Below are 26,558 nucleotides of genomic sequence, written 5' to 3' on the forward strand. Positions count from 1 at the left end.
ATAATCCCCTCTGCATTTTTAAATAAGAGGAATAATAATTGTAACATATGCATAAAATTATAGAATAATATTGTGGTATAGTGACAAAAATAGAAAGGAAAATAAAAAAACTCTTGCATCTCCCCGTACACTGTGCTATAGTGAAACCAAGGTTATTGGAAACGTTACCGATACCGTTGCCGAGAAGGTTCCCGGAAACAGTTCCAAAAGTAACGTAACACATAATATGGTAAGTACCTGCGGCAGAGAACGCAGATACGGAAGGAGGATATATATTATGAAACTAAGAAAACTGGCAGCACTTTCACTGGCAGCCGCTATGGCGGCTGGAACACTGGTTGGATGCTCTTCCAAACCGGCGGAGACGAAACCGGCAGAGACCACAGCGGCTCCGGCTGGAGAGACCACCGAGGCAGCAAAGGCGGAGGAAACTACTGCAGCACCATCCGATGCGAAGGGACAGATCTATTACTTAAACTTTAAGCCTGAGGTTGCGGATGTATGGGTAGAGCTGGCTGAGAAGTACACGGCAGAGACCGGTGTACCGATGAAGGTTCAGACAGCAGCGGCCGGAACGTATGAGCAGACATTAAAATCCGAAGTAGCGAAGAAAGAACCGCCGACACTGTTCCAGATCAACGGACCGATCGGATATAAGTCATGGGCTAAGTACTGCCGTGATTTAAAGGATTCCGATATTTACAGCCATCTGGTTGATAAGAGCATGGCAGTGACAGACGGCGACGGCGTATACGGTATCCCGTATGTAGTAGAAGGCTACGGCATTATTTATAACGATGCGGTTATGCAGAAGTATTTCGCACTGGACGGCGCAAAAGCAAAATCCATGGACGAAATCAAGAATTTCGATACATTGAAGGCAGTTGCCGAGGATATGCAGGCAAGAAAGGCTGATCTGGGCATTGAAGGCGTATTCGCTTCCACATCCTTCGCACCTGGTGAAGACTGGAGATGGCAGACCCATCTTGCAAACCTTCCGATTTATTACGAATACAAAGATGACAATGTAAGCGATAAAGACGCCATCGACTTCAAGTATTCCGATAATTTCAAGAATATTTTCGACTTATATTTAAATAATTCCTGCACAGATCCGAAGATGGTAGGCGCCAAGACCGTAGAGGACTCTATGGCTGAGTTCGCACTGGGCAAGGTTGCCATGGTTCAGAACGGTAACTGGGGCTGGAGCCAGGTAGCAGGCGTAGAAGGTAATACCGTGAAGGAAGAAGATGTTAAGTTCCTTCCGATCTATACAGGCGTAGCAGGCGAAGAGAAACAGGGCTTATGTATCGGTACAGAGAACTTCTTCTCCATCAACAGCCAGGCCAAGGAAGAGGATCAGCAGGCATCTCTTGACTTCTTAACATGGCTCTTCAGCTCTGATACAGGAAAAGACTATGTGACAAATAAGTTAGGCTTTATCGCTCCGTTTGATACTTTCGCAGCAGACGAGAAGCCAACCGACCCGCTGGCAAAAGAAGTTGACAGATATATGAGCAATACCGATTTGTACTCCGTATCCTGGAACTTCACATCGTTCCCGAGCCAGACCTTTAAGGATAACTTTGGCGCATCCCTGTTACAGTACGCTCAGGGCGGAAAAGAATGGCAGGCCGTTGTGGACGACATGAAGGCCGACTGGGCTAACGAAAAAGCGATGACCAAATAAGACTAAGGCAACAGACATGAGATGGGTGAGCGTAAGGGAACTTCCTCACCCATTTCTTTACTTATCACGGTGACTCGTGCGCGAAGCGTCCGGGTGATCGTCACTAGTACAGCGTTGCATAAGTTCCAGTGAATTCTGCACTCGCTATTCACGCCAGGACCACGCCCGCGAAGCTAACCGTAGGGTCCACTACGCCGTCGCTTCGCGGACGCGCTCCTGACGCAAATATCAAGTACATAATTCACCGAAACTTACGCAATGCTGTACTAGCTAAGAATCAGTATGAATGTTCAAGGAGGGTGCACCATGCAAAAATCCATTAAACGGTATTTTCCGATTTTTGTGCTGCCGACGCTGATTGCATTTATCATTGCATTCCTGTATCCGTTTATCATGGGGATTTATCTTTCATTTACGGAATTTACCACGGTAAAGGATGCGACGTGGGTAGGCATAAGCAACTATAAAAAGATATTTCTGGACCAGAACTTTTTAAACGCATTGGTATTCACTGTGAAATTCACCATAGTGTCCGTTGTTACAATCAATGTGTTTGGATTTTTGATGGCGTATGCTCTGACAAGAGGAATCAAGGGGACGAATTTATTCAGAACCGTGTTCTTCATGCCTAACTTAATCGGCGGTATCGTTCTGGGCTATATCTGGCAGCTGCTATTAAACGGTATTCTGGCGAAGTTCGGAGTCACGCTGTCCTTCGATGCGAAATACGGCTTCTGGGGTCTGGTTATCCTGATGAACTGGCAGCTCATCGGATATATGATGATCATCTATATCGCGGGCCTTCAGAACGTTTCTCCGGACCTGATCGAAGCGGCCAAAATTGACGGAGCTACGAAGACACAGACGCTGCGGCGTATCATCATCCCGATGGTTATGCCATCTCTTACGATCTGTCTCTTCTTAACCCTGACCAATTCCTTTAAGCTGTTTGACCAGAACCTGGCTCTCACTGCGGGAGGACCGGGCAGACAGACCAGCATGCTGGCACTGGATATCTACAGCACGTTTTACGGCAGAGTCGGATGGGAAGGCGTCGGTCAGGCGAAGGCGGTTGTCTTCTTCCTGATGGTAGCAATTATCTCTCTGACACAGCTGTATCTGACAAGGCGTAAGGAGGTGGAAAACTGATGAGCGGGAAAGCTAAAAAAGTGGAAAATCAGCAGATGGAAGTCAGCAAATCGACTGGCGCTGTGATGACGGCGTTCTTCGGCATACTTTCACTCGCATTTCTGTTTCCCATTTTCCTGGTACTGGTGAACTCCTTTAAGAGCAAGCTCTACATCAGCGACGCGCCGTTCCAGTTTCCTAAAGTGGGAACGTATGTGGGCCTTACAAACTATTTTGAAGGCGTAAGGAAGACCGGATTTTTCCCGGCGTTCGGACGGTCTCTGTTTATTACGGTGTGTTCCGTGGCGGTAATTGTGCTGTTCACCTCCATGACTGCGTGGTACATTACGAGAGTAAAATCGAAATTTAACAGTATTCTCTACTATGTTTTTGTGTTTGCCATGATTGTGCCGTTCCAGATGGTCATGTTTACCATGTCCAAGACGGCCAATGACTTATATTTAAACTCCATGTATGGACTTGTTCTGCTGTACCTGGGATTCGGGGCGGGGCAGGCGGTGTTCCTGTTCTGCGGTTTCGTAAAGGCGATTCCGCTGGAGATCGAAGAAGCGGCCATGATTGACGGATGTTCTCCCATTCAGACTTACTTTAATGTGGTATTTCCGATGCTCCGGCCAACCGCTGTTACAGTAGCGATTTTAAATGCCATGTGGATTTGGAACGATTATCTGCTTCCGAGCTTGATTCTTCCACAGGAAAAAGGTACAATACCCATGGTTATCCAGAACTTAAAGGGCGGATACGGTTCCATAGACATGGGAGCCATGATGGCCATGCTGGTTCTGGCGATTGTACCAATTATTATTTTCTATTTAAGCTGTCAGAAATACATCATCAAGGGTGTGGCTGCCGGCGCAGTAAAAGGATAAGGATAAAGGAGACACACGATGCGGGAATGTGGTATGTTGCTTCCGGTTGCCAGTCTGCCGTCAAAGTACGGAATCGGAGCATTTTCTAAAGAGGCATATGAATTTATTGATACATTGAAAGAGGCGGGGCAGCACTACTGGCAGATTCTGCCATTGGGACCGACCAGCTACGGGGACTCGCCCTACCAGTCATTTTCGGCTTTCGCAGGCAATCCCTATTTCATCGATCTTGACAGGCTGGTGGAGGAAGGTCTCCTTACAGAAGAGGAATGTGACGCCGCGGATTTCGGAGATAATCCGAGGGATATTGATTACGGAAAGATCTATTTTAATCGTTTTCCTCTGCTTCGCAGGGCGTATGAGCGCTGGCTGAAGGACGGACACACAGCGGCCGAAGCCAGGGAGAAGCTCTGGTCAGAGACCGTGGAATACAGCTTTTATATGGCCGTTAAGAACCGTTATAAGGGAAAGAGCTGGACGGAATGGGATGAAGATATCCGTCTTCAGAAGCCGGAAGCCATGGAACAGCTCCAGTATGAACTGGCGGATGAAGCGGGATTTTACGCCTTTCTTCAGATGAAGTTTGAAGAACAGTGGAGCGCGCTGAAATCTTACGCGAATGAGAAGGGAATCCGTATCATTGGGGATATTCCCATCTATGTGGCTTTGGACAGCGCGGATACGTGGTACCATCCGGAGCTGTTTCAGTTCGATGAGAACAGGGAGCCGGTGGCGGTAGCAGGATGCCCTCCTGATGGATTTTCAGCCACAGGACAACTCTGGGGGAATCCGTTGTACCAGTGGGAGTACCATGGTAAAACCGGATATCAGTGGTGGATGAGGCGTATGGAATACAGCTTCCGCATGTATGACGTGGTGCGTGTGGATCATTTCCGGGGCTTCGATGAATACTATTCCATACCGGCCGGGAGTGAAACTGCCATCCATGGAACCTGGGAAAAGGGACCCGGAATTGAGGTTTTCCAGAAAATGCAGGAAAAGTTTGGTAAACTCGATATTATTGCGGAAGATCTTGGATTTTTAACGCCATCTGTGTTAAAATTAGTAAAAGATACGGGATTTCCAGGAATGAAGGTACTGGAATTCGCGTTTGATTCCAGAGAGGAAAGCGATTATCTGCCGCATAACTATACGACTAACTGTGTTGTTTATACGGGGACTCACGATAATAACACCATCCGTGGATGGTATGAGGAGATGGACGAGGCCGACAGACAGCTTTCCGTGGACTATATGAACAATGCACACACACCCGAGGACGAGATTCACTGGGATTTCGTACGCCTTGCACTGTCGAGTGTGGCGAAGCTTGCAGTGATACCGGTTCAGGACTATTTAGGGCTTGGAGGAGAAGCGAGGATTAACACGCCTTCCACTCTGGGAGAGAACTGGAGATGGCGCATGCTTTCCGGGGAGATAAGTGACGAGATCGCGGTAAAGTGCCGGAAGATGGCAAAGCTTTACGGCAGGGTATGACAGGGGATGAGTATTTCTTATGGATTCTATCAATATTAAGGATATAGCCAGAATCTGCGGGGTTGGCGTGAGTACGGTATCACGTGCTATCAATAATCACCCGGATATCAATCCGGAGACGAAGAACATGATTATGCAGGCGATTAAGGAACATAATTATATTCCTAATAACAGCGCCCGGAATTTGAAACGCACGGATTCAAAGGCCATTGCAGTTTTGATCAAGGGAATCAGCAACCCATTCTTCAGTAAGATGATCCGCGTTTTTGAAGAGGAGATCCAGAAGAAGAAATACTTGTTTATCATGCAGCGTGTGGACGCCAGTGAGGATGAGGTGGACGTGGCGCTGGAACTGATCAAGGAAAAGAAGCCGAGGGGAATCGTGTTCCTGGGCGGATTTTTCTCACACAGCAGGGAGAAGCTGGAGCAGCTGACGGTTCCCTTCGTGCTGAGCACCATCGGAATGACGGATTCTCTGGAGGAATCCTCCTCCTATTCCTGGGTTTCCGTGGACGACTTTGCGGAAAGCTACAAGATGACGGATTATTTATGTAAACTTGGACATAAAAGAATCCTGATTCTGGCGGCGACACAGGATGATGAGAGTATCGGAAGGCTGCGGCTTGAAGGATATAAAAAGGCACTGGTGGACAATGGGATCGAGCCTGATGAAGAGCTCTGTGTGTTCTCTGAGGTAGGCAGGGACTGCTACACCATGGATTACGGATTCATGTCTATGAGCCGGATTCTGAGGGAGAAAAAAGTGGATTTTACGGCGGTCTACGCAATATCGGACAGCATCGCCATAGGAGCCTGCAAGGCGATTACAGAGTGCGGCGGGAAGATCCCGGAAGATTATTCTGTGGCTGGATTCGACGGGCTCGATATCGCTCATTATTACAATCCGACGCTGACGACCATAAGACAGCCGGTGGAGGAGATGGCTGAAAGCACCATAAAGATTCTGTTCGATGTAATCCGCGGGAAGGCGGGCCATCAGAAACGGGTGTTTAAGGGTGAATTGGTGGAGGGAGAGTCGACCAGGAGCGTTTGAGGCTGGTGGGAAAACGTAACACGGGATATTCCGGAATGGGATATTTTGTAACAGTTCAGCCTTTGCTTCCGGCTGCCGCTGTTACGATATTTTAACTATTTAATTAAATTCTAATTGACTTAACAGATGAAAAAGGTTTATAATAAAGGTACAAAAAGGCAGTCCACTCCACAGAGTGGCTTCCAAAAGATTAATTTCTATTAAAAAATAGTCACTGACCTTTGGGTGGAGGGTGACTATTTTTTTGTACCGTTTTTTCTAGCTATGTAAACGAGAATAGCAACGATAAGCATCGCTGCATTTATGATAATCATAAATTCTTCATAAGCAGACATATTATAGAACCACCTCCTTTCGGAGATGGAAGTCACCCGGCAGATGGACTGCCTGATTATATTATATCAAAATGGAGTTAAAAATACAATAAAGTAAAGTGAATAAATATTGATAAGAGTATGATAGGGAGGGAGCTGTAACTGACAGGAATGAAATGGACTTTTGTGATATCATATATTGCGTAATGTGGGGACAGTGGACTTATATAGAACACTGTCCCCGTTTTTTTGCGCACTTCTGTCCAATTTGCTTTTATCAGAATCAACCGGCCAGCCGTCTTTTCAGGAGTTCCAGATACGGCTCGTTTACCTGACAGCTTTCAAGTGCAAAGGACCTCATGATTCTGGCAATGTCATCGGCGGAACAGTTCTGAAATGCCTTGGCGTATTCCGGCTGCAGGACTCCGGCGCAGAAACTGGTGAGAAGAGCGTAGTTCATGCATTTCTGGAAGGTACCGAAGGTGTAGTTCGGCGACTCGCTTAAAAGTGACATGACGTAGCGGGTGAACTGTCCGGTAACCTCCTTGCCGGGGCAGGCGCTTCGCCAGGCGGTAAAGTTCTCTGCGCCAAGCAGACCCTTCATGCGCTGTACATCAGAGACTGTTTTCATGTATTCGCTCTCAGGATCTAAAGTGACCCAGCCCATGGTACCGCAGTCCTTGTACGTCCAGGTGGTCCAGTGAAGCCCCAGTTCATTGAAGGCCCGGAGCTGATCATCCATGGAGGCCAGCCGGTAAGGGATGTCATCGCTTCCGGTGCAGTACTGAGAACCGAATTCCCCTACCCACAGCGGAACCTGATGGATCTCGGAAAACTGCCAGCCTTCCGTCTCCTTTATGTGGCGGATCTGTTGGTCATAATCCCAGTAGCAGCCGGCCTCGACACGGTCATTGTGAAGCGTCTCATACTGGCCGGGATAGGCGCCGGGACCGAAGCTGGAGACGATATAATCGTGGGAGGAGTATACCAGATTATCGTCAAACGGAGCCTCCAGGCCGGAGAAATTATGGCCGTAGGAGTCGCCTTCTATGAAGATGATGTGGCGTTTGTCTATCTCTCTGATCCGGTCAACCGCAGTGTGGATGATACGGTTAAAGGCCGGATAATCAGAGGTAAAGTTTTCGTACATATTAAAAGGATAATCGCCGCTGCGGCAGCTGGAGCTTGGCTCGTTGAGAAGTTCATAGCCGGCCACGGCCGGACAGTCTTTGAAACGGGCCGCTATTTCCTGCATCAGGGCGTAATAGCGCCTCTGGTAACAGGCGTCAGACCAGAACAGGGAGATTCCCCGGTCATTATCGCTGTGCCAGTGGGTGTTCTGCCAGCCCTGAACGGCATGCATGTCAAAGATTACGTAAAGTCCGTGTTTTTCGCAGAGATTCACGGTCTCCCGGAGAAGACGGAAGCCCTCTTCTCTGTAAACAAATGGAGCGTCATCGGTCTCAAAATGCCGGTAGTTCAATGCCAGACGCACCACAGTAGCGCCCGTGGAAGCAATAAATGCCAGGTCTTCCTCTGACAGAAAATTGCGAATCATTTCCTGAAAAAAGTAAGTTCCGTTCTCTTCCCCCAGCCTTTTTTTCATATGCTCGCGAAGCGAGATCTCTGTTCCGGGGAATCCGTTGATAAAGTTCTCCATGTTCATCCAGCCGCCGACACAGGTGCCCCTCAAGTAAACAGGCGTTCCGGATTCCGTTACAATGCTCTTTCCTCTGGTTTTAAGGAATTCCATACAGTATAACTCCTTTCTGAAAACAAATGTTTATCTAATTTTACTATGAAGAAGTGGCGCGGACAAGATGAAAAAACATAAACATTAACAAAAAAATGGATAATAACAAAACAATTAACGAAAATGTTGATAAAAAAATCATACTTATTTTTTCTGGGGAGATGTGCTAAGATGCAATCATGAAGTTCAGATGACGCCGGCGCTGGCAGCAGAACTTGTAAATGAAAAATGGAGGAGTCTATCATGAGATTAAAAAAGTATTTAGGGGTTTTACTGAGCGGAATAATGGTACTTTCCATGGCGGCCTGCGCCGGTACGAATAAAGGGCAGATGGCAGCGCCGGAAAGTGGACAGACTGAGGGGACAAAAAAGGAACAGGCATGCTGTCTGCTGCTCTCTTCAAAAAGTACGCTGCTGAAACCTCATCAGTCATTACTTTGTGTAGGTGGAGGGGAAAACCAGTATGCTTGAAAGAGAAATATGAAAAAAGATCGACATAATGTTAATTACCATACATTATGCCGATCTTTTTTCGCTTATGAAGGGAACCAAAGTCCCTTACTTTGCACCAGAAAATCATATTTGTCATATACTTCGCCGTCTGTCGCATTGCAATACAAAATGTAAGTACATATAAGCTTACAAAATTGTAACTTGTGTGCAAAATAAACGTGCAGTGTTTGTATAAAAGGTAAAATAACATAATAAAACAATAAAAATAGAAAATAAATATTGCATATTGCATAAAAGTATAGTACCATGTAACTAACAAAAGAAATAAAATGTATGCATACAAAACGGACGCATTATGAATGAAGTTGGAGGAGGGGCTTATGGAAAAATTAAAGGCAAGGGAGAATGACAGGCGGATCAGGCGAAGCACGATTGAGGTGACGGCCGAGTACCTGATCATCGCGATTCTGGCGCTGGCGTTTATCGTTCCATTTATCTGGCTGATTCTGAGTTCTTTTAAAACAAGTCAGGATTTATTTCGAACACCGCCGAGGTGGCTGCCTGAAACATGGACGATAGGGAACTATATCCAGGGATTTACCGGATTTCCATTTCTAAAGTATCTGGGAAATACGTTGTTTATCATTGTATTTAATGTGATCGGCGGACTGTTCTCCAACTCTCTTGTGGCCTACGGGTTTTCCAGAATCAAATGGAAAGGAAGAAACGCGGTGTTCTATCTGGTCCTTATGACGATGGTTCTGCCGTTTCAGGTAACCATGATTCCATTGTTTCTGATGTTTCAGAAGCTGGGTTGGATCGGAACCTTTCTTCCGCTGATCGTTCCGTCATTCTTTGGAAATGCCTTCTTTATCTTTCTGCTGCGGCAGTTCCTGGTCGGGGTACCGTATGATATCTCGGAATCCGCCAAGATAGACGGGGCAAGCGAATTTACTATTTTTTACCGGATTATTATTCCGCTGGCAAAACCGGCGCTGACGACGGTGGCAATCTTTACCTTTATGAACTGCTGGAATGACTTTATCGGACCGCTGGTATTTTTGACGGATAACAAGCTGTATACCCTGTCCATCGGAATTCAGCAGCTGATGAGTACGAACGACCCGAGGTGGCCTCTGGTTATTGCGGTTGGAGTGTCGATGACACTGCCGATGCTGGCGATCTTCTTTATTCTTCAGAAATACTTTATCGAGGGAATTTCATTTTCCGGTATCAAGGGGTAATACTTGGGTTGATGCGTAAGGTTTGATGCGTGAGAGGTGACACGCAGATAGGAGTGAGATATGAACAGGAAAAAAACGAGGAGCAGTTCAAAGGCGGACAGACGGAATATTCTGACGGGCCTGGCCTTTATCAGCCCGTGGATCGTGGGATTTTTGTGCTTTACCTTATATCCGATTATGAATTCTTTGCGGTATTCATTTACGAACTATTCCGCACTTAAGGCCCCCAGATTTGTAGGGCTCGATAATTATAAGACGCTGTTTACCAGTGACCCTCTGTTTATGAAGTCCATAATGAATACAGGGTATATGATGCTGGTGGGCCTTCCCGTAATAATCATTGTAACATTCATTATTTCGGCAATTGTAAATGACCGGAGGCTGAGAGGTGTTTCTTTTATCAGGACATTATTCTTCATGCCGACACTGGTGCCGATGGTTGTGCTTTGTATTCTGTGGATATGGCTCCTTAAGGACAATGGGGCGGTAAACCAGGGACTTGCATTGATCGGGATCGATGGACCGGGCTGGCTGGCCAGTCCGCGGTGGGCGAAGCCGGGCATGATTCTGATGAATTTATGGTGCTCCGGCAACTTAATCATTATATTCCTGGCCGGTCTGCAGGATGTGCCGACAAGCCTTTATGAGGCGGTGGAGATCGATGGGGGTAATATTTTACATAAGTTCCGGTATATCACCATTCCTTTTATGAAGCCGATTATCGTGTACAATGTGGTCACTTATATGATTAAGCTGCTGCAGCAGTTCACGGAATCCTTCGTTATGACGAACGGAGGTCCCAATGATTCGACGACCTTCTTTGGATATTATCTGTATAACAATGCTTTCAAGTTTATGAAAATGGGGTATGCATCCGCAATGGCCTGGATCATGCTGGTAGCTGCGATGATTTTGACTTTTGTCATGCTGAAGGTAACCGGTTTTGGCAAAGAAGAGTCTTAACATACTAATAAGAAGGAAGAGAGGAAGAAAAATGGGAAGCGTAATAGAAACAAATGTAGTGTGTCAGATTGGACTGGTAGTCAATGATGTGGAGAAGACAGGACAGGCTTTTGCGGATTTCTTCGGAATCGAGAGGCCGGAGGTTGCGGATTCCGGCCCTGATGAGATCGTAAAGGCGGAAGTTTACGGGGAACGTTCCACGGCCTCCTGCAAGATGATGTTTTTCGATACGCCAACGGTTCAGATCGAACTTATTGAACCGGATGAGAAGCCCAGCGCATGGCGGGATATTCTCAATGAAAAGGGGGAGGGACTTCATCACATTGCCTTCCAGGTAAAAGATGCCGAGGGTAAGATAAAGACTCTGGGTGAAAAAGGATTTCCGCTGATGCAAAAGGGCAATTACGGAAATGGTTCGGGAATGTACGCCTATATTGATGCAAGAAAAGATTTGAAATTGATATTTGAGCTTTTGGAAAGCTTTTAAGAGAAGGAGATACGAGATGGAGAACTTAAAAGGAATTATTAATCCTAAGACCTGCTGTCAGGTAGGGCTTGTCGCCAGGGATATTGAGAAGACGGCGGCACTGTACGCGGAAGTGTTCGGAGTCCCCATGCCTGAGATCAATTCGATGCCGCCGGTGGAGATGGCACAGACAAAATTCCGGGGAATCGCCTCCGACACGCAGGCCAGGCTATGTGGATTTGATATGGGCCAGCTGTTTCTGGAGATCATGGAACCGGATGAATGCGACAGCTCCTGGAAGGAAGCGCTGGGGGATAAGGACGTGGTGTTCCATCACGTGGGCTTCATGGTCGATGATCTGGAGGAAGCCGTTGCATTTTTCGAAGACAGGGGCTGCCCGGTCAGGCACCATGGAAAATATCCGGGGGGCGAGTATCTGCTTCCGGAGTCCATGGAGAAGTATGGAATCCTGTTCAATTTGAAATATGAGCCGGAAGGCTGAAATGAATCATAAAAAATAAAAGGAGGAGTATTTCATGAGAAAAAGAGGAGCAGCACTGGTTCTTACAGTGGCAGTGGCGTGTAATCTGGCTGGATGCGGCGGTACGGCGGCCACAAAGAATGAAACCACGAAGAGCGATACCACGCAGAGTGAGACCACGAAGGAGGCGGGAGCACAGGTGGAGGAGAGTAAATCGGAAGCAGCGCAGACGCCGGTGGAAGGAGAGGTTGTAATCAAATACTGGTATCCGTGGGGGGGAGATTCGGAGACCTGGGATCTATGGCGTATCGAGGAATTTGAAAAGAACAATCCGGGCATAAAAGTAGAAGCTACGTATGTGCCGCCGGATGCGGGAATTACCAACGGAAAGCTGATGGCGGCCATCGCCTCCGGCAATGTACCGGACGTCATCTGTGCACCGAACCTTCTGACCTATCCCATGGCGGCCCAGGGCGCCTTCGAGGATGTGTCCGCGGCTATGGAGAAGCTTGGCCGATCCAGAGACGATTACCAGCCCAGCGTTCAGAGCCTGATGGATATCGATGGAGCATGGTACATCATGCCGATGGAGACGGACACACAGATGCTTTTCATTAATAATGAGAAAGCGGCTGCAGCCGGATTGGACGTGAGCAAGCCGCCGAAGAGCATATCGGAACTGGATGAGTGGGCGGATAAGATGACGGTGAAGGAAGGCGACGACTACACGACAATGGGCTTTATCCCATGGATTGATGGCGCGGAGACCGACGTTTACAATCAGGCATGGTACTTTGGCGCTCAGATTTATGAGGACGGGAAGATCAACCTGACCGATCCGGACCTTGTCGAGATGATGAACTGGCAGAGAAAGTATGCAGAAAAATATAACCCGGAGAAGATTAAATCCTTCGCTTCCGGTTTTGGAGGCGCATTCTCACCGGATCACGCGTTCTTTACAGGAAAAGTGGCCATGACGATGAATGGAAACTGGTTTAACAACGCAATCAAGCAGTATGTGCCGGATATGGACTATACGGTAGTGCCGATGGTAGTAAGCGACAGCCATCCGGAACTGTACGGCGGTTCCGTCCTGGGCGTCAATACGTACTGCGTGCCAAAGGGGGCGAAGAATATCGAGGCGGCTGTTCAGTTTGTTGATTACATTGCCAATGCATATATTGCGGATGACAACAACAAAACATGGTACAGCACCCCCACCAGAAAAGACGTAATCGATGAGCTGACTCTGGTAAAGGAGAATGACGAACGCTATTCAGTTATCAAGAATATGGTCTTTAACGAGCATTCCAATACTCCGGCGCTGTGCAGCATTCGAAGCGTTATGGGCCAGGAGCTGATCTCCGTCCGCGATAAGTGTCTTTATGAAGATAAGGATCCGGAGCCACTGCTGACGGATCTGCAGGGAAGAATGGAAAAGGAATTGCAGAACACGCAGTAGAGCAATATACAGATACGCTCTGGTGAAAAACGGGGCTGCTGCACTGAATCAGTGCGGCGGCCCGTTTGTACGCGGATGGAGGTAGAAGCTATGGATGTATTGGTATCGGGTGCGCTTATGGGGCTGGGCGCCGCGTTATGCAGAAAATTTTTAAGCGAAGGACACCGGGTTTTCGCAGGTGTGCTGCAGACAGAAGATTTTATGGAGCTGGAAGAACTGAAGGGCGATTCCCGGCTGATTCCCGTCTTGCTGGACGTTTCGGATAAAGACAGTATTGAGTCGGCGAGAGCGGCAGTCGGGAAATACACGGACCGTCTGGATATCTTGATCAATGTGGCTGGAGTGCTCTTAAACAGGGAGGGAACGATTCTGACGGACCGCTATGAGGATCTGGAGAAGACCTTTAAAGTAAATACCATAGGCCCTGTCTATATTTGCAGCCGCTTTTTCGACCTGTTGGCGGAAAGCGGGGGAGGAACCGTGATTAATATTTCTTCTGAGGTGGTCTCGATTGACGGAGTGGGGCCGAAGTACGCGGCCTACTGTATGAGCAAGACGGCAATAGCACAGTATGGTTTTATACTGAAGCAGACAGCCGCCGGGCTGGGTGTACCAACCCGCGTTTTTTCCGTTCACCCGGGGCGTATGAAGACGGCCATGGGTGCGGAGAACGGCCAGATTGAGGCGGCGGAGTCGGCCGAGGGTATCTATCGTCTGGCGGTAGGAGAAACGCTTGCGGATAACAGGGAAATCTATGTGGATTATCGTGGAACAGCAATGCTGGGACCGCATCCGGATAGAAGAAAGGAGTGACAGGATGGGATTTAAGGATGGATTTGTGTGGGGAGCGGCAACGGCTTCCTACCAGGTAGAGGGGGCTGTGACGGAAGGCGGCAGAGGTTTAACCGTCTGGGATGAATTTGCGCGCATTCCTGGTAAGACATTTTCCGGGCATACGGGAGATGTGGCGGCGGATCACTATCACCGTTACGTGGAGGACGTGGCACTTATGAAAGCGCTCGGGTTAAAGGCCTACCGCTTCTCCGTGGCCTGGAGCAGGATTCTGCCGCAGGGATACGGGGAGGTGAATGAGGAAGGTCTCCGTTTTTATAAGAACCTGGTGGACGAACTCGTTAAGAATGGAATTGAGCCGTATGTGACGCTGTTCCACTGGGATCTGCCTTACGGGCTTTACCGGATCGGCGGTTGGCAGAATCCTGCGATCACGGATTATTTTGCAGAGTATGCGCGGATCGTGGCGGAGTACCTGGGCGATAAAGTAAAACACTATATTACGTTTAATGAACCTCAGTGTTTTATCGGTCTGGGCCACGTGACCGGCGAACATGCCCCGGGAAATATCATGTCCCGGAGGGCTGTTCTGGAGATGGCTCATCATGTGCTTCTTGCCCATGGAAAAGCCACAAAAGTATTGAGGAAAGTGGCTCCGCATGTTAAAATTGGGTATGCGCCGACGTGCAGTGCCCATTATCCGTATACGCAGGAACCGGAGGATGTGGAGGCTGCGAGAAAGGCAACTTTTGATATCTGTCCGGACCCGGATAATTTTATGTGGAATATTCCCTGGTGGAGCGATCCTGTTCTCTTTGGGAAATACCCCGAGGAAGGGGTTCGCCTGTACCGGGATATTATGCCGGAGATGGGGGCCAAGGACTTGGAAGTGATCTCTGAGCCGATCGATTTCTACTGTCAGAATATCTATAATGGGAGCGCGGTGCGCGCGGATGGAAACGGCGGATACCGCTATGTCCCGCGTGAGCCGGGATATGCCCGCACATCCATCGGATGGCCGGTGACGCCGGAGAGTCTGTACTGGGGTCCCAGGTTTTTATATGAGAGATATCAGAAGCCATTTTACATCTCAGAAAATGGAATGGCGGCTCACGACAGTATTTCACTGGATGGAAAGGTCCATGATCCGAACCGGATCGATTTTCTGCAGCGGTATCTGCGCTGCTTAAAGAAAACGGCGGAGGAGGGGACTCCCGTGGAGGGATATTTTTTGTGGTCCCTGATGGATAATTATGAATGGTCGAAGGGTTACTCAGAGCGTTTTGGAATCATTCATGTCGATTACAAGACACAGGTGAGGACTATCAAGGATTCCGGATACTGGTACAGAGACGTAATAGCCGACAACGGCGATCATTTGTGATAAAAGGTTACTGTACACAGCTTGTACCGTAACGATAAAAGAGATTGTCAGAACCCAGGGGGTACGAAGATGAGGACAACACAGCAAGATATTGCAGATTATTTGAAAATATCCAGACTGACTGTTTCCAAGGCGTTAAATTATGCCTCGGGAGTCAGCGAGGAGACGAGGAACCTGATTTTGAGCACGGCAAAACAGCTCGGATACCGTCATATTTCTGAATGGCAGATGCAGGAGGCAGAAGTCCCTTCGGAACAGGAGGGAAACGTGATAATGTCGGATTTAAAACAGATTTGCCTTTTTTCAAACTTAAACTGTACAACGGACTCTTACTGGGCGCCTGTCATCAGCGGGATGGTCAGGACTCTGACGAAACGCGGCTATAATCTGAATCTCTGCTTTTTGGATCTGTCGGAGGACACGGATTTCGAGTTTCCGATTAACTTTAATCCCAGGACGGCCAGCGGAATCATTCAGCTGGGTAATTTTAAAAAACACCATATCCGCCGGATCAGGGAGTGCGGACTTCCGGTGGTGGCTGTGGATACGGTGGAAGACGCGTGGACGGAAGGGCTTTTCTCCGATGTCATCATGGGAGTAAACGAAGAACCCATGAAGGTGCTGATCGGCCATCTGGCGGATCTGGGACATACGAGAATCGGTTATGCAGGAGCCATAAACGGTCAGCTGACAAATAAGGAGCGTTGGCAGGGCTACCGGCGGGGGATGGCGGCCGCGGGTTTAAACGTGGGATCGGAGGACTTCTTTATCGGAGAGTTTCAGGAGATTGTACAGAAAATTGAGGCAGAGGAACGGCTTTCGCATTTGAAGAATTTCCCTACGGCGATGGTGTGTTTTAATGATGTTCTGGCCATTTCGATAATGCGGTATTTCCGCGCAGCGGGGGTAAAGGTGCCGGAGATGGTGGCGGTGGCCGGTTTTGATAATCTGAGCGAATCTCTGGCCGCGGATTTGACCACGGTGAGTGTAAACCGGGAGGAACTGGGGATGAGCGCTGCGGAGACGATCCTGTGGAGAATTGAGAATCCGGAACGCCCGTACCGGGTGATCCGGATATCGGGGGCGGAATTGATCGTTAGAAACAGCACCAGCGCTACCTGGTGTAAATTCGCCTTATAGAGCCCTCGCTATTTCTTAAGCTTGGGGGAAAGAGAAAATAGAACTCATGGATAGAGTGAAAACAGGTATTTTAGGCTGCGGTGTGATCAGCAGCACCTACATAAAGAACATACAGGAGCTGTACCGGCCTCTGGAAATCGTGGCGTGTGCGGACGTGGATACCGGGAAAGCTGAGGCGCGCGCCAGAGAGTTTGGGATAGAAACGTGGTCTGGCCCGGACCATCTGCTTGAGAATAAGGACGTCTCCATGATTATCAATCTGACGCCGCCTAAGTTCCATTATGAATTAAACCGCCGGATTCTGATGGCGGGTAAGAATTTATTCTGCGAGAAGCCATTTGCCTTTACCTGGGAGCAGGCGAGGGAGCTGACGGAACTGGCAGAGAAGCGGGGAGTGCGGATCGGCGGTGCTCCGGATACATTTTTAGGACCGGGGCTGCAGCGGACCAGGCTGCTTCTGGAGCGGGGAGCCATAGGACAGCCGCTCTATTTAAATGCGGCGATGATGTCCTGCGGAGTGGAAACGTGGCATCCGGCACCGGCTCAGTTTTACCAGGAAGGGGCCGGGCCGCTTTACGATATGGGACCATACTATTTAACTGCTGTCGTGGCCTTGTTTGGACCCATTGCGGAGATCAGAGCTATGGCGGCAACCGGATTTGAAAGGCGGAAAATATACAGCCAGCCTTTGGCGGGCGTAGAGCTTACCGTTGAGACTCCCACTTATTATACGGCCCTTTTAAAGCTTTCCGGCGGGCTGATTGCCAATCTGACCATCAGCTTCGATATCTGGAAATCTAATTTGCCGATGTTTGAAATATATGGAACAGAGGGGACGCTGTCTGCACCGGATCCTAATATGACGTCGGGAATGCCGGAGGTTATCAGGAAAGAGGCTGTGCTGGCGGACCGTAAAGCCGCAGCGGAGCCGTTAAACCGCAGCTTCCCGGATGAAGAAGAACTGAGACGGCTCTATCCCGAAACTGCGGAGTATATAAGAGGAGCCGGGGCGCTGGATTTAGCGATGGCCATAAACGAAAACAGGCCTGCAAGAGCCGGAATGGACCTGGTCTGCCACGTGTTGGAAGCCATAAATGGAATCATGGAAGCTGCGAAGAGCGGCGGGTGCTATTATATGAAGACAACCTGCGGGAGGCCGGAGCCTCTGAGGGAGGGACTCTCTGCGGGAGAAGTCAGATAGAATAGAGCGTAAAACTGAGTGTAAGAGCAGAAGTGAGAACAGAAAGCGAGAATAGAATATGAAGCTGGGATTAGCGTCGCCGCTGAAACATGAGACTCCAAAGGAGTGGGCGGCCAATATGAAAGCCATCGGCTGCGGCTGTGTTGTATTTCCTGTGGATTATATGGCGGGAGAGGCGGTTGCCGGTGCGTATGCCGAAGCCGCAGAGCAGGAAGGGCTTACAATCGCTGAGGTAGGGGCGTGGTCCAATCCGCTGTCACCGGATGAAGATGTGCGGAGTGAGGCTTTCACCCGCTGTGTCCGGCAGCTTCAGCTGGCAGACCGGATTGGCGCGTCGTGCTGCGTCAATATAGCCGGAAGCGCGGGAAGCCGGTGGGATGGGGCTTACAAGGAGAATTTTACAGAAGCGCACTGGAAGAAGACGGTGCGATCCATTCAGAATATTATCGATGAGGCGATGCCGGAGCGGACGTATTATACGCTGGAACCAATGCCCTGGATGGTACCAGCCGGTCCGGAGCAGTATCTGCGGCTGCTGGAGGAGGTGAACCGGGAGCGGTTTGCCGTGCATATGGATCTGGCAAACTGGATCACAAGCCCGGATAAATATTTTAACAATCATGAATTTATGGAGCAGTGCTTTGCAATGCTGGGAGACCGGATAAAAAGCTGCCATATTAAGGACGTATCCCTGCGGGAGGAATTTACCTTCCAGTTAAAGGAGACGGCCTGCGGAGACGGAACGCTTGATTTAAGGAATTATATCAGGCTGGCAGAACACGTCAATCCGGATATGCCGGTTATCATTGAGCACCTCAAAGGGGATGAGGAATACTTAGAAAGCCTGAAGTATGTCAAGCGCTTCGGTCAGGATATCCCATAGAAGGTTACAATTCATGGCCCCACCGCGGGCCTCTGCCGTCTGGCGCTGTCAGTTCACGCGCGTTTTTTTGTGACTTTGCAGGGGATTTAGCGGTTCTTAGCGCGCAGAATTTTTTGTTCATGTGAAATCCCCACTTGTTTGAGCAACGCGAGTTTGGGGATTTCACATGGCTTTTAGAAAAATCCTGCACGTTTAGAACCGCTTATGCCCGAAACCGGAACAGAAAAGCGCGCGTGAACTGACAGCGCCAGACGGCAGGGGCCTGCGGTGGGGCCGTGAATTGTAACCATAGGAAATACCTATATAATACAATACAAAATTTATATTTCCCTATGCTGTCGATCTATGCTATGATTATGGTCATAAAATCAGAGCCGCCAAATGCGAAAGTGGCAGCTGCCCTTTGCATGTGGCCGAACCGGCAGGGAGATAGAGAAATGAAAACAACAGATATATTTGCAAAGAAACCGGTGTTGTCCTTCGAGGTCTTTCCTCCGAAGAGAACCAATCCGGTCGAGACGATATACGAGACACTGGACAGTTTAAGAAAACTGAATCCGGATTTTATCAGCGTTACATACGGGGCGGGCGGCAGTGAAAACTGTAAGGCGACGACGGAGATCGCCTCCAGGATTAAGAATGAATACGGCATCGAGAGCGTGGCGCATTTGCCATGCATCGGTTTGAAGAGAGACGATGTAATCAGCCTGCTGGACGGATTTAAGAAAGCGGGAATCGACAATATTCTCGCTCTGCGCGGAGATATCCCAGAGGGCGGCCGCCCGGATGGCGACTTTGAGCATGCCAGCGATCTGATCTCCTTTATAAAAGAAAAGGATGAGTACAAGGATTTTAATGTGCTGGCAGCCTGCTATCCGGAAGGTCATACGGAATCGGAAAACATCCTGACCGATATCCGCAGCTTAAAGACCAAGGTGGACGCAGGCGCCGATCATTTGATCACACAGCTCTTCTTTGACAATGACTGTTTCTACCGGTTCCGGGAACGCGCTTCTCTGGCGGGAATTCATGTCCCGGTGGAGGCGGGGATCATGCCGGTCACCAACAAAAAGCAGATCGAGCGTATGGTATCCCTCTGCGGCGTAAGCCTGCCTTCGAAATTTACCGCGATTATGGAACGGTATGAGCATAATCCCGAGGCCATGCGTGATGCCGGAATCGCCTACGCGGTGGATCAGATCGTGGATCTGATAGCGCGGGGCGTTGACGGCATTCACCTTTATACCATGAACAATCCTTACGTTGCGGCGAAGATTCACGAGGCTGTCTGCCGCCTGCTGGCCGCGTAAGTAACCTTACCGGTCGGCCTCCGGCAGAATGGTGAATCCTTCTTCCAGAATCAGCGTCTTCAGTTCGCTGATATAGGAAAGTGAAATTGGGCTTAAAGGGAATTTATCGCTGCAAATATAGCCCACCCGCATCCATTCATCCGTTTGAAGCGGTACGGACACGATGTTGTCACCATTTAGATTGCTGTTTAGTATTCCGCTGCAGATCGTGTAGCCGTTCAGACCGATCAGCAGGTTAAACAGAGTCGCCCGGTCGCTGACGTGAATAGTCTTCTTATGCGGAGCGGTGCTTAAGATCTCCTCTGAGAAATAAAAGGAATTATAGGTTCCCTGTTCAAATGCAAGAAACGGATAGTCCTCTAAGTCATCGAGAGTGACCGCCTCCCGTTTGGCGAGCGGATGGGCGGAACTGATAAACACGTGGGGAGCCGCCTCGAACAGGGGCACAAAGGCCAGATGATGCTCCTTCAGCAGCTTTTTCAGCACCTTTTCATTAAACTGGCTGAAGTAGAGGATCCCCACCTCACTCCGGAAATTTGCCACATCTTCTATGATCTCGTACGTCCGTGTTTCCCTTAAAGTAAATTCATACTCATCCGTATCGATCCGGGAAATTAAGTTGACAAAGGCGTTGACCGCAAATGCATAGTGCTGCGTGGATACGGAGCAGAGCCGCTTCGCCGGCTTTCCGTTCGTATAGCGCTGCTCTAAAAGCTGCGTCTGCTCAATGACCTGGCGCGCATACGATAAAAATTCCGTGCCTTCGGCCGTCAGGGATATCCCCTTCGCTGTTCGGTAGAAAAGTTCAATACCAAATTCTGATTCCAGTTCTTTTAAAGCCGCGGAAAGGCTGGGCTGCGATATGTACAGCTGCCTCGCCGCCTCCGTGATCGACCCGCATTCCACGATCTTTATGATGTATTTCAGCTGCTGAATCGTCATAGGACACCTCCCATAGTTTTTTTCTATAATATACTGTATTTTTACCAAAAGTGCAAATAATAACGTAAAAATGGGCCTTTCGGGCGATATTTCGACCCGTCAAAACCGCAGAATTCGCCCGGCGGTCCGAAATTCCGACAAAATTCAATTATGGAAAAAATTACCATTTTTGGAAATTACCAAAATATGGTATGATGAAACAAGGTTTTTATATTCAGGAGGAGAAAAATTGAGAGGCTTACGATGGGATTATGACTTGCAGGAGAGAATTTATCAATTTATCGTGTACTTTGTTTCTGAAAATCTGTATTCTCCCACTATCCGCGAAATCTGCGACGGTGTGGGAAAAAACTCAACGGCTACGATCAGCCTTTATCTGGAGGAACTGGAGGATATCGGGAGGATTATTCTCGGCCATGGACCGCGGACGATTAAGCTGGTAGGATTTAAGGTCGTGGAGGAGTGTGAGCATTAAAACTGTATGAGAACTGAGAGGGGAGTCAAAAACCCGGGAGAGCATTTCATCTGATGGATTCAGCTGAAATGCTCTCCCGGGTTTTTGTATGGCAGTTATGTTGTTATTCTGCTGTTTCCAGATTGGCGTCGTTCTCAGCGCTGTCACCGGCGGCCGCATCACTGGCCTCGGCCGCTTCCTGGCTGGCCTGGGCAGCGGCTTCCTCCGGGTCCAGATTCTCGCCCTGCGGTGTGATCGTTACACGGGCTTCGTTGCCGATTAAGTCCTTTACACAGATAGTCAGATTCTCCTTCTGCATATCGAACGTGATGAGTCCGGTACTGCGGTCGATCGAGAGCGGAAGAATCTCCGGCGTGTCATCATCGTAAGCGTATACGGTGTCATAATTTACTCCGGACTGGGTATCCTCCAGACGGAAGGAAAGAACGCCGTCCTCGATGATGGAATCCTTTATGCTTGGCGGAGTATCATCCAGGACATTGACCTGTTCGGAAAATATATTTTTCATGCCGTTAAAGGCTGTTAAACTCACTTTTACGGTTCCGTTGGAGCCGAGTGTCGCCGTGTAGGTCTTGGAGGCAGTTTTGGTGAGCTCCACCGCGTTGCCGTCCAGCGTCACAGTCATCTCCTTGATGGGAAGCAGTGATTTTATCTTTAATTCCATGGTCGTTGTCGTAAAATTGGTGGCCTCACCGATAGTCAGATCACCCTTCGGAGCCGCGGTGACGAGAATAAAGATAATGGAATTAACGACAATAAATGGAAGCACATAAAACAGGAGGACCGTCATAAAGTCACTCCGTCCGGAATCGTGCCGGTTGGAGCCTCCTCTCCCTCGGTTCTGCCTGGAATTGTTGGTATATGGACTCATATTGATTAAGGTTCCTCCTCATGTTTTTTACGTTTCCTAGCATAACAGAAAAAAGCGTTTCTTACAAGATGATCTGTTAAATCGTAATAAATTGTGGTAATATATTAAGAAAGAGCTTGGAGCGGTAATGAATTTTCAGACAAGCTCCAGAAGGAGATGCCATATGGTTGACGATGCCGTAGCATTTGCGATGAAGGCCCATGAGGGGGCCTTCAGGAAAGGAACCAGAGTTCCTTATATCGTCCATCCGCTGGAGACGGCAGTGATCGTTTCCATGATGTCGGAGGACGAAGAACTGATTTGTGCGGCGCTTCTCCATGATGTAGTGGAGGATGCGGGAGTATCGGAGCAGCAGCTGGAGGCTTTATTTGGTCCGCGGGTGGCGGCACTCGTGATGGCGGAGACGGAGGACAAGACGAAGTCCTGGAAGGAACGCAAGGCAGCGACCCTTGATCATCTGGATACGGCGCCGAGGGAGAGCAAGATTCTGATTCTGGGGGACAAGTTAAGCAACCTGCGGTGCACGGCCAGAGATCATATGGTAATCGGCGAAGCAATCTGGGACAGGTTCAATGAAAAGAGGAAGTCGGAGCATGCCTGGTATTATAACGGAGTGGCGGAACGGATCAGGGAACTGGCCGGGTATCCGCTGTGTCAGGAGTATTTTGAACTTTGCCGGAAGGTGTTTGGAAACCAGTGAGTGGTAGCGGGGATGAAAAGACTGTTTGGGGGAATATCAAAGTTTTCGGTTAAGATGTTTTTGTTGATTGTGATCTGCGTGGTGATCCCGTTCGCAGGCGTATGTCTGTATATACGGATCAACATGGAGAACTTTATTCAGGAAAAACTGAGCGAAAGGATTATTCAGGATATATCGAGAGGAGAGCGCAATATTACAGAGGGGCTGGAGGAACTGGCCTCTCTTTCTGATGTCTTCGTATTTGATAAGGAACTGATCGAACGTATAGGGGATGAAAACAGAACGGAATTCGAAAATGTAGTCTATTTTAACCAGCTTCTGGATCAGCTCAGCATTTACAGAGGAAGAGCCGGCATGGAGGATGTAAAGGTCATTCTGTTTGACAACTATGGGCGTGTCTATTCCAACTGGAGCCTAAACTACAGAAATTATGAATTTCTTTTGAAACAGGACTGGGTTGCTGAGAGTATGAACCAGTGGGGCCATGTGACTTGGTCCATGTTCAGTCCGCCGTATATTGCGGAGGAAAAGGATAAGGGAGAAACGTACATATCACTTGCTAGATCCCTGATGGAAGACGGGACGACAGGGGACCGGGCAGGCACACTGATACTCAGCATGGAACAGTCCCGGTTCAGCGAGATGATGATGACCTATGCCTATGAGGATGATGTCGCTTACGTATGTGTGGATGACGGCCAGATTCTGCTGAACAATGACAAGGAGAGAAAGATTGGTGAGAGCGATTTAGATGCGCTGTACCGGCAGACCGCCGGTAAAAAAAGCGGGAATTTACGATGCAGCGCCAATGGAGCAGAGTATCTGCTGAATTTTTATACAATACCGAGGCCCTGGGTGTTTAACGGGCAGCAGATGAAGGTCTTTCATTTTACCGGGTATCAGGAAGTGCTGAGCGAGGTCAGCATGGTGACGAAGCGGATCAATGCCGTGATTTTAGTCATGCTGGTGCTGATAACAGCTATCTCCTACGCCGCGGTACGGCTTCTGGTGAGGCCCATCGTGGTTCTGACGAAAAAGATGGGAGACTATACGATCGAGAGCGAGATTTCCGGGATTGATACGGAGCGGAAGGATGAGATCGGCCATTTAAACCAGGCATTCTGCCGTCTGGATGGCAACATCAAGCAGCTGTTCGCCCGCCTGCAGGAGGAAAACAAGATCAAAGAGCAGTACCGATATGAATCGCTGAGGGCGCAGCTGAATCCGCATTTCCTGTTTAATACCCTGACGACAATCCGTTGGATGGCGATGATACGCGGCGCTCATAATATCGTGGAAAGCATCGACGCCCTGGCCAGCGTGCTGAATTACAGCATGAGCCGGGATGACCGCCTGGTGACTCTGGAAGATGAGCTGGACAATATTCGTAACTTTGTATACATTCACAATTACCGGTATCAGGACTACTGCAGTCTGGATATTGATATTCCAGATGAGATGAAACAGCTTCGAATGATGAAATTTATTCTTCAGCCTGTGGTGGAAAACGCGCTGATTCACGGGTATGACAAACAGCGGGAACAGATCACCATCCGGATATACGGATACACGGAGGATCAGATCCTCTATCTGTTCGTGGAGGATGACGGCATCGGAATATCAGACGAGGTGATTGAACAGTTTGAGACGTTTCGCCAGACTGCCGGAAAGGGAGACCGCCTGACGGGGATTGGCCTGACCAATGTGGACTCCTGTATCCGCATCACCTTTGGAGAGCAGTACGGACTGACACTGGAGCGCGTGGCGACACATGGAACATCGGTAACATTTACACTGCCGGTCATAGAGGGGGAAGACGATGAAAAAGGTCATGATTGTGGATGATGAGGTACTGGTGAGAATCGGCATAAAGTCCATGACATCCTGGGAACAGTATGGATATACAATTGTCGCGGATGCCTCAGATGGAGAAGAGGCGCTTAAAAAGATCCGGCAGTATGAGCCGCATATTATTTTGACGGATTTAAAAATGCAGCCTATGGATGGATTTGACCTGATCGCCAAATGTGCAGCGGACTATCCAAGAATACGGTTTATCGTTCTGAGTAATTACAATGATTTTGAAAATGTAAGAAAAGCAATGAAGCTGGGGGCTTATGATTACATTTTTAAACTGACAATTCATGTAGATGAACTGCTTAAGATTATGGATGAAGCCAGTATGGACCTGGACGAGGAGGAGATGAAGCCGAGGAGCGATACGAGCGAGGTGGTTTATAAGAACCTGGATGCCATCAAAAACAATCTTGTCAAGCAGGCATTAACGAAGAAAGACGGCTTTCTCGACGGTGTGCAGAAGGGCTTCGATGATATTCACTTAAAGATCGATTTCCGCAGGCCCTACTGTGCTGTGACAATACAGCCGGACAGTCTCGAGATCGTGAGAAAAAGAGGCGATTTCCTGGAAAATGATCTCTTTCTGTTCTCCATGGAAAATATCATCACCGAAATTTTGGGCCGGGGCGGCCGGGCCGAGGTGTTTCTGGATCCGGATCAGGACTTTCTGGTGGTGATAAACCAGGGAGAGGCCCAGGACTGGAAGGAATTTTTTGAGATACTGGAGCTTAAATTCGGCACGCTTGTAAAATATATTAAGCAGTATTACGGAATAGGAATCAGCGGCGCCGTAAGCGGAGAACTGTGCGGCATCGAGAAGCTGAAAGCAGCGGCAGAGCGGAACAAAAAGCTTCTGGGAGAGCGGTTTTTCCGGCAGACAGGAGAACTGGCCGCCGGACCGGTACGGGAATATGAAGATATGGTACTTCCGGAGGAATACCGGACCGCCCCGCTGGAGCAGCTGCTCTTAAACGGGGATTTCCATGGAATGGAAGATTATATGGAAAAACTGCTGCTGTTTTTCGAGGACAAGGGCTGCTGGCGCCCGGAGGATATCCGAAGACGACTGATGAAGGCGTATAAAAAGCTGAATCTGGGATTGTCGAGATATGGTATTGACGTAGAGAGCATCAGAGATGAAAACGGGGCGAATCTGGAAGATGCCATTGGCGGCTATGCGTGTTATAGAGATATTGAATGCGCGGTGCGTGAGCTGCTCACGCTCTATCGGAAGGAATATGAGAGTATGACGGGGAAGCCGTGCAGACGGGAGATCGCCCTGGTCAAGAGCTATGTCGGTGACCATTTGTCGGAGGAACTGTCCATTGTCAGGATTGGGGAGGTGGCCGGAATGAGCGAGAGCCGTTTTTCCCACGTATTTAAAGAAGAGACGGGAATCAGCTTCATGGAATATGTCGGCATGGTACGGATGGAGAAGGCGAGGGAGCTTTTGCAGAATACGGATTTGAGAATCAATGAGATCGCAGAGCAAATCGGTATTGCCAACCCCAATTATTTCAGCGCCCAGTATAAAAAAAGGACGGGACAGTCACCGAATGAGTTCCGCAGATCCCTGATGGAGCAGAATATGAAAGAAAAATAGCAGGA

At 48.8% G+C, this 26,558-nt stretch carries 24 protein-coding genes; 21 read left to right on the plus strand and 3 right to left on the minus strand.

The features are described from left to right. The first annotated feature begins 277 nt into the window (after positions 1-277). The 5 genes from DFR60_RS04480 to DFR60_RS04505 all read left to right on the plus strand — a co-directional run bounded on the left by DFR60_RS04480 (position 278) and on the right by DFR60_RS04505 (position 6,259). The gene (locus DFR60_RS04480; protein ID WP_110321839.1) at positions 278-1,690 is read left to right on the plus strand and encodes an ABC transporter substrate-binding protein; all 1,413 of its coding nucleotides are present in this window, start codon (positions 278-280) and stop codon (positions 1,688-1,690) included. A gap of 306 nt (positions 1,691-1,996) precedes the next feature. Then, entirely contained in the window at positions 1,997-2,839 is an 843-nt protein-coding gene (locus tag DFR60_RS04490) for a carbohydrate ABC transporter permease (RefSeq protein WP_002604844.1), read from the plus strand. Then, positions 2,839-3,708, plus strand: coding sequence for a carbohydrate ABC transporter permease (locus tag DFR60_RS04495; RefSeq protein WP_207659497.1), 870 nt, complete (start codon positions 2,839-2,841; stop codon positions 3,706-3,708). The genes DFR60_RS04490 and DFR60_RS04495 overlap by 1 nt, the downstream gene beginning before the upstream one ends. An 18-nt stretch (positions 3,709-3,726) precedes the next feature. Beyond that, a complete protein-coding gene (gene malQ / locus DFR60_RS04500) occupies positions 3,727-5,205 on the plus strand; it encodes a 4-alpha-glucanotransferase (RefSeq protein ID WP_110321840.1) in 1,479 nt (492 codons plus the stop codon). Positions 5,206-5,224: 19 nt separating this feature from the next. Next, positions 5,225-6,259 (plus strand): LacI family DNA-binding transcriptional regulator, encoded by a 1,035-nt coding sequence (locus tag DFR60_RS04505; RefSeq protein ID WP_110321841.1) that lies wholly within the window; start codon positions 5,225-5,227, stop codon positions 6,257-6,259. A gap of 597 nt (positions 6,260-6,856) precedes the next feature. Here the strand turns inward: DFR60_RS04505 and DFR60_RS04510 are convergent. After that, entirely contained in the window at positions 6,857-8,326 is a 1,470-nt protein-coding gene (locus DFR60_RS04510) for a glycoside hydrolase family 5 protein (protein ID WP_110321842.1), read from the minus strand. A gap of 243 nt (positions 8,327-8,569) precedes the next feature. Between DFR60_RS04510 and DFR60_RS04515 the strand changes: the two genes are divergently transcribed. From DFR60_RS04515 to metF, 12 genes are all read left to right on the plus strand, one after another. After that, a complete protein-coding gene (locus DFR60_RS04515) occupies positions 8,570-8,797 on the plus strand; it encodes a hypothetical protein (RefSeq protein WP_110321843.1) in 228 nt (75 codons plus the stop codon). A 362-nt stretch (positions 8,798-9,159) separates the two neighbouring features. Next, positions 9,160-10,023, plus strand: coding sequence for a carbohydrate ABC transporter permease (locus DFR60_RS04520; RefSeq protein ID WP_110321844.1), 864 nt, complete (start codon positions 9,160-9,162; stop codon positions 10,021-10,023). Between the two features lie 60 nt (positions 10,024-10,083). Further along, positions 10,084-10,986 (plus strand): carbohydrate ABC transporter permease, encoded by a 903-nt coding sequence (locus tag DFR60_RS04525; protein WP_110321845.1) that lies wholly within the window; start codon positions 10,084-10,086, stop codon positions 10,984-10,986. 31 nt (positions 10,987-11,017) lie between these two features. Continuing rightward, a complete protein-coding gene (locus DFR60_RS04530; RefSeq protein ID WP_002604838.1) occupies positions 11,018-11,473 on the plus strand; it encodes a VOC family protein in 456 nt (151 codons plus the stop codon). 16 nt (positions 11,474-11,489) lie between these two features. After that, positions 11,490-11,954, plus strand: a complete 465-nt coding sequence (locus DFR60_RS04535; protein WP_110321846.1) for a VOC family protein — start codon at positions 11,490-11,492, stop codon at positions 11,952-11,954. Between the two features lie 34 nt (positions 11,955-11,988). Then, positions 11,989-13,395 (plus strand): extracellular solute-binding protein, encoded by a 1,407-nt coding sequence (locus DFR60_RS04540; RefSeq protein ID WP_110321847.1) that lies wholly within the window; start codon positions 11,989-11,991, stop codon positions 13,393-13,395. A gap of 90 nt (positions 13,396-13,485) precedes the next feature. Next, positions 13,486-14,208, plus strand: a complete 723-nt coding sequence (locus DFR60_RS04545; RefSeq protein WP_167437505.1) for an SDR family NAD(P)-dependent oxidoreductase — start codon at positions 13,486-13,488, stop codon at positions 14,206-14,208. Between the two features lie 4 nt (positions 14,209-14,212). Continuing rightward, positions 14,213-15,571: a GH1 family beta-glucosidase gene (locus DFR60_RS04550; RefSeq protein ID WP_110321849.1), complete on the plus strand. Its 1,359-nt coding sequence runs from the start codon at positions 14,213-14,215 to the stop codon at positions 15,569-15,571. Positions 15,572-15,640: 69 nt separating this feature from the next. Then, positions 15,641-16,711 carry a LacI family DNA-binding transcriptional regulator gene (locus DFR60_RS04555; protein ID WP_110321850.1) on the plus strand — a complete coding sequence of 357 codons (1,071 nt, stop codon included), beginning with the start codon at positions 15,641-15,643 and terminating at the stop codon, positions 16,709-16,711. A 46-nt stretch (positions 16,712-16,757) separates the two neighbouring features. Then, entirely contained in the window at positions 16,758-17,912 is a 1,155-nt protein-coding gene (locus DFR60_RS04560) for a Gfo/Idh/MocA family protein (RefSeq protein ID WP_110321851.1), read from the plus strand. A gap of 58 nt (positions 17,913-17,970) precedes the next feature. Next, positions 17,971-18,795 carry a sugar phosphate isomerase/epimerase family protein gene (locus DFR60_RS04565; RefSeq protein ID WP_110321852.1) on the plus strand — a complete coding sequence of 275 codons (825 nt, stop codon included), beginning with the start codon at positions 17,971-17,973 and terminating at the stop codon, positions 18,793-18,795. Between the two features lie 437 nt (positions 18,796-19,232). Further along, on the plus strand, positions 19,233-20,105 hold the full coding sequence (gene metF / locus DFR60_RS04570; RefSeq protein ID WP_110321853.1) for a methylenetetrahydrofolate reductase [NAD(P)H]: 873 nt from the start codon (positions 19,233-19,235) through the stop codon (positions 20,103-20,105). A 6-nt stretch (positions 20,106-20,111) separates the two neighbouring features. Here the strand turns inward: metF and DFR60_RS04575 are convergent, their stop codons facing one another. Continuing rightward, on the minus strand, positions 20,112-21,047 hold the full coding sequence (locus DFR60_RS04575) for a LysR family transcriptional regulator (protein ID WP_110321854.1): 936 nt from the start codon (positions 21,045-21,047) through the stop codon (positions 20,112-20,114). Positions 21,048-21,276: 229 nt separating this feature from the next. Between DFR60_RS04575 and DFR60_RS04580 the strand changes: the two genes are divergently transcribed. Beyond that, positions 21,277-21,522, plus strand: a complete 246-nt coding sequence (locus DFR60_RS04580; RefSeq protein WP_002604828.1) for a LexA family protein — start codon at positions 21,277-21,279, stop codon at positions 21,520-21,522. Between the two features lie 103 nt (positions 21,523-21,625). On the opposite strand, the gene DFR60_RS04585 is transcribed toward DFR60_RS04580, so the two are convergent. Then, a complete protein-coding gene (locus DFR60_RS04585; RefSeq protein ID WP_110321856.1) occupies positions 21,626-22,393 on the minus strand; it encodes a hypothetical protein in 768 nt (255 codons plus the stop codon). A gap of 163 nt (positions 22,394-22,556) precedes the next feature. On the opposite strand from DFR60_RS04585, the gene DFR60_RS04590 reads away from it, so the two are divergent. Genes DFR60_RS04590 through DFR60_RS04600 form a run of 3 tightly spaced genes read left to right on the plus strand, consistent with a single transcriptional unit; the run spans position 22,557 to position 26,553 of the window. Further along, positions 22,557-23,093 carry an HD domain-containing protein gene (locus tag DFR60_RS04590; RefSeq protein ID WP_110321857.1) on the plus strand — a complete coding sequence of 179 codons (537 nt, stop codon included), beginning with the start codon at positions 22,557-22,559 and terminating at the stop codon, positions 23,091-23,093. Positions 23,094-23,105: 12 nt separating this feature from the next. Next, positions 23,106-24,938 (plus strand): cache domain-containing sensor histidine kinase, encoded by a 1,833-nt coding sequence (locus DFR60_RS04595; protein ID WP_110322062.1) that lies wholly within the window; start codon positions 23,106-23,108, stop codon positions 24,936-24,938. After that, positions 24,913-26,553, plus strand: coding sequence for a response regulator transcription factor (locus DFR60_RS04600; protein ID WP_110321858.1), 1,641 nt, complete (start codon positions 24,913-24,915; stop codon positions 26,551-26,553). Before DFR60_RS04595 ends, DFR60_RS04600 begins: the two co-directional genes overlap by 26 nt. Positions 26,554-26,558: the final 5 nt, after the last annotated feature.

The organism is Hungatella effluvii, assembly GCF_003201875.1.
GTDB classification, from domain to species: Bacteria; Bacillota; Clostridia; order Lachnospirales; family Lachnospiraceae; genus Hungatella; species Hungatella effluvii.

Excerpts from the sequence above, each read along its gene's own strand:
- DFR60_RS04480 (WP_110321839.1), top strand. The coding sequence starts at position 278 with ATGAAACTAAGAAAACTGGCAGCACTTTCACTGGCAGCCGCTATGGCG.
- DFR60_RS04490 (WP_002604844.1), top strand. The coding sequence starts at position 1,997 with ATGCAAAAATCCATTAAACGGTATTTTCCGATTTTTGTGCTGCCGACG.
- DFR60_RS04495 (WP_207659497.1), top strand. The coding sequence starts at position 2,839 with ATGAGCGGGAAAGCTAAAAAAGTGGAAAATCAGCAGATGGAAGTCAGC.
- malQ (WP_110321840.1), top strand. The coding sequence starts at position 3,727 with ATGCGGGAATGTGGTATGTTGCTTCCGGTTGCCAGTCTGCCGTCAAAG.
- DFR60_RS04505 (WP_110321841.1), top strand. The coding sequence starts at position 5,225 with ATGGATTCTATCAATATTAAGGATATAGCCAGAATCTGCGGGGTTGGC.
- DFR60_RS04510 (WP_110321842.1), bottom strand. The coding sequence starts at position 8,326 with ATGGAATTCCTTAAAACCAGAGGAAAGAGCATTGTAACGGAATCCGGA.
- DFR60_RS04515 (WP_110321843.1), top strand. The coding sequence starts at position 8,570 with ATGAGATTAAAAAAGTATTTAGGGGTTTTACTGAGCGGAATAATGGTA.
- DFR60_RS04520 (WP_110321844.1), top strand. The coding sequence starts at position 9,160 with ATGGAAAAATTAAAGGCAAGGGAGAATGACAGGCGGATCAGGCGAAGC.
- DFR60_RS04525 (WP_110321845.1), top strand. The coding sequence starts at position 10,084 with ATGAACAGGAAAAAAACGAGGAGCAGTTCAAAGGCGGACAGACGGAAT.
- DFR60_RS04530 (WP_002604838.1), top strand. The coding sequence starts at position 11,018 with ATGGGAAGCGTAATAGAAACAAATGTAGTGTGTCAGATTGGACTGGTA.
- DFR60_RS04535 (WP_110321846.1), top strand. The coding sequence starts at position 11,490 with ATGGAGAACTTAAAAGGAATTATTAATCCTAAGACCTGCTGTCAGGTA.
- DFR60_RS04540 (WP_110321847.1), top strand. The coding sequence starts at position 11,989 with ATGAGAAAAAGAGGAGCAGCACTGGTTCTTACAGTGGCAGTGGCGTGT.
- DFR60_RS04545 (WP_167437505.1), top strand. The coding sequence starts at position 13,486 with ATGGATGTATTGGTATCGGGTGCGCTTATGGGGCTGGGCGCCGCGTTA.
- DFR60_RS04550 (WP_110321849.1), top strand. The coding sequence starts at position 14,213 with ATGGGATTTAAGGATGGATTTGTGTGGGGAGCGGCAACGGCTTCCTAC.
- DFR60_RS04555 (WP_110321850.1), top strand. The coding sequence starts at position 15,641 with ATGAGGACAACACAGCAAGATATTGCAGATTATTTGAAAATATCCAGA.
- DFR60_RS04560 (WP_110321851.1), top strand. The coding sequence starts at position 16,758 with ATGGATAGAGTGAAAACAGGTATTTTAGGCTGCGGTGTGATCAGCAGC.
- DFR60_RS04565 (WP_110321852.1), top strand. The coding sequence starts at position 17,971 with ATGAAGCTGGGATTAGCGTCGCCGCTGAAACATGAGACTCCAAAGGAG.
- metF (WP_110321853.1), top strand. The coding sequence starts at position 19,233 with ATGAAAACAACAGATATATTTGCAAAGAAACCGGTGTTGTCCTTCGAG.
- DFR60_RS04575 (WP_110321854.1), bottom strand. The coding sequence starts at position 21,047 with ATGACGATTCAGCAGCTGAAATACATCATAAAGATCGTGGAATGCGGG.
- DFR60_RS04585 (WP_110321856.1), bottom strand. The coding sequence starts at position 22,393 with ATGAGTCCATATACCAACAATTCCAGGCAGAACCGAGGGAGAGGAGGC.
- DFR60_RS04590 (WP_110321857.1), top strand. The coding sequence starts at position 22,557 with ATGGTTGACGATGCCGTAGCATTTGCGATGAAGGCCCATGAGGGGGCC.
- DFR60_RS04595 (WP_110322062.1), top strand. The coding sequence starts at position 23,106 with ATGAAAAGACTGTTTGGGGGAATATCAAAGTTTTCGGTTAAGATGTTT.
- DFR60_RS04600 (WP_110321858.1), top strand. The coding sequence starts at position 24,913 with ATGAAAAAGGTCATGATTGTGGATGATGAGGTACTGGTGAGAATCGGC.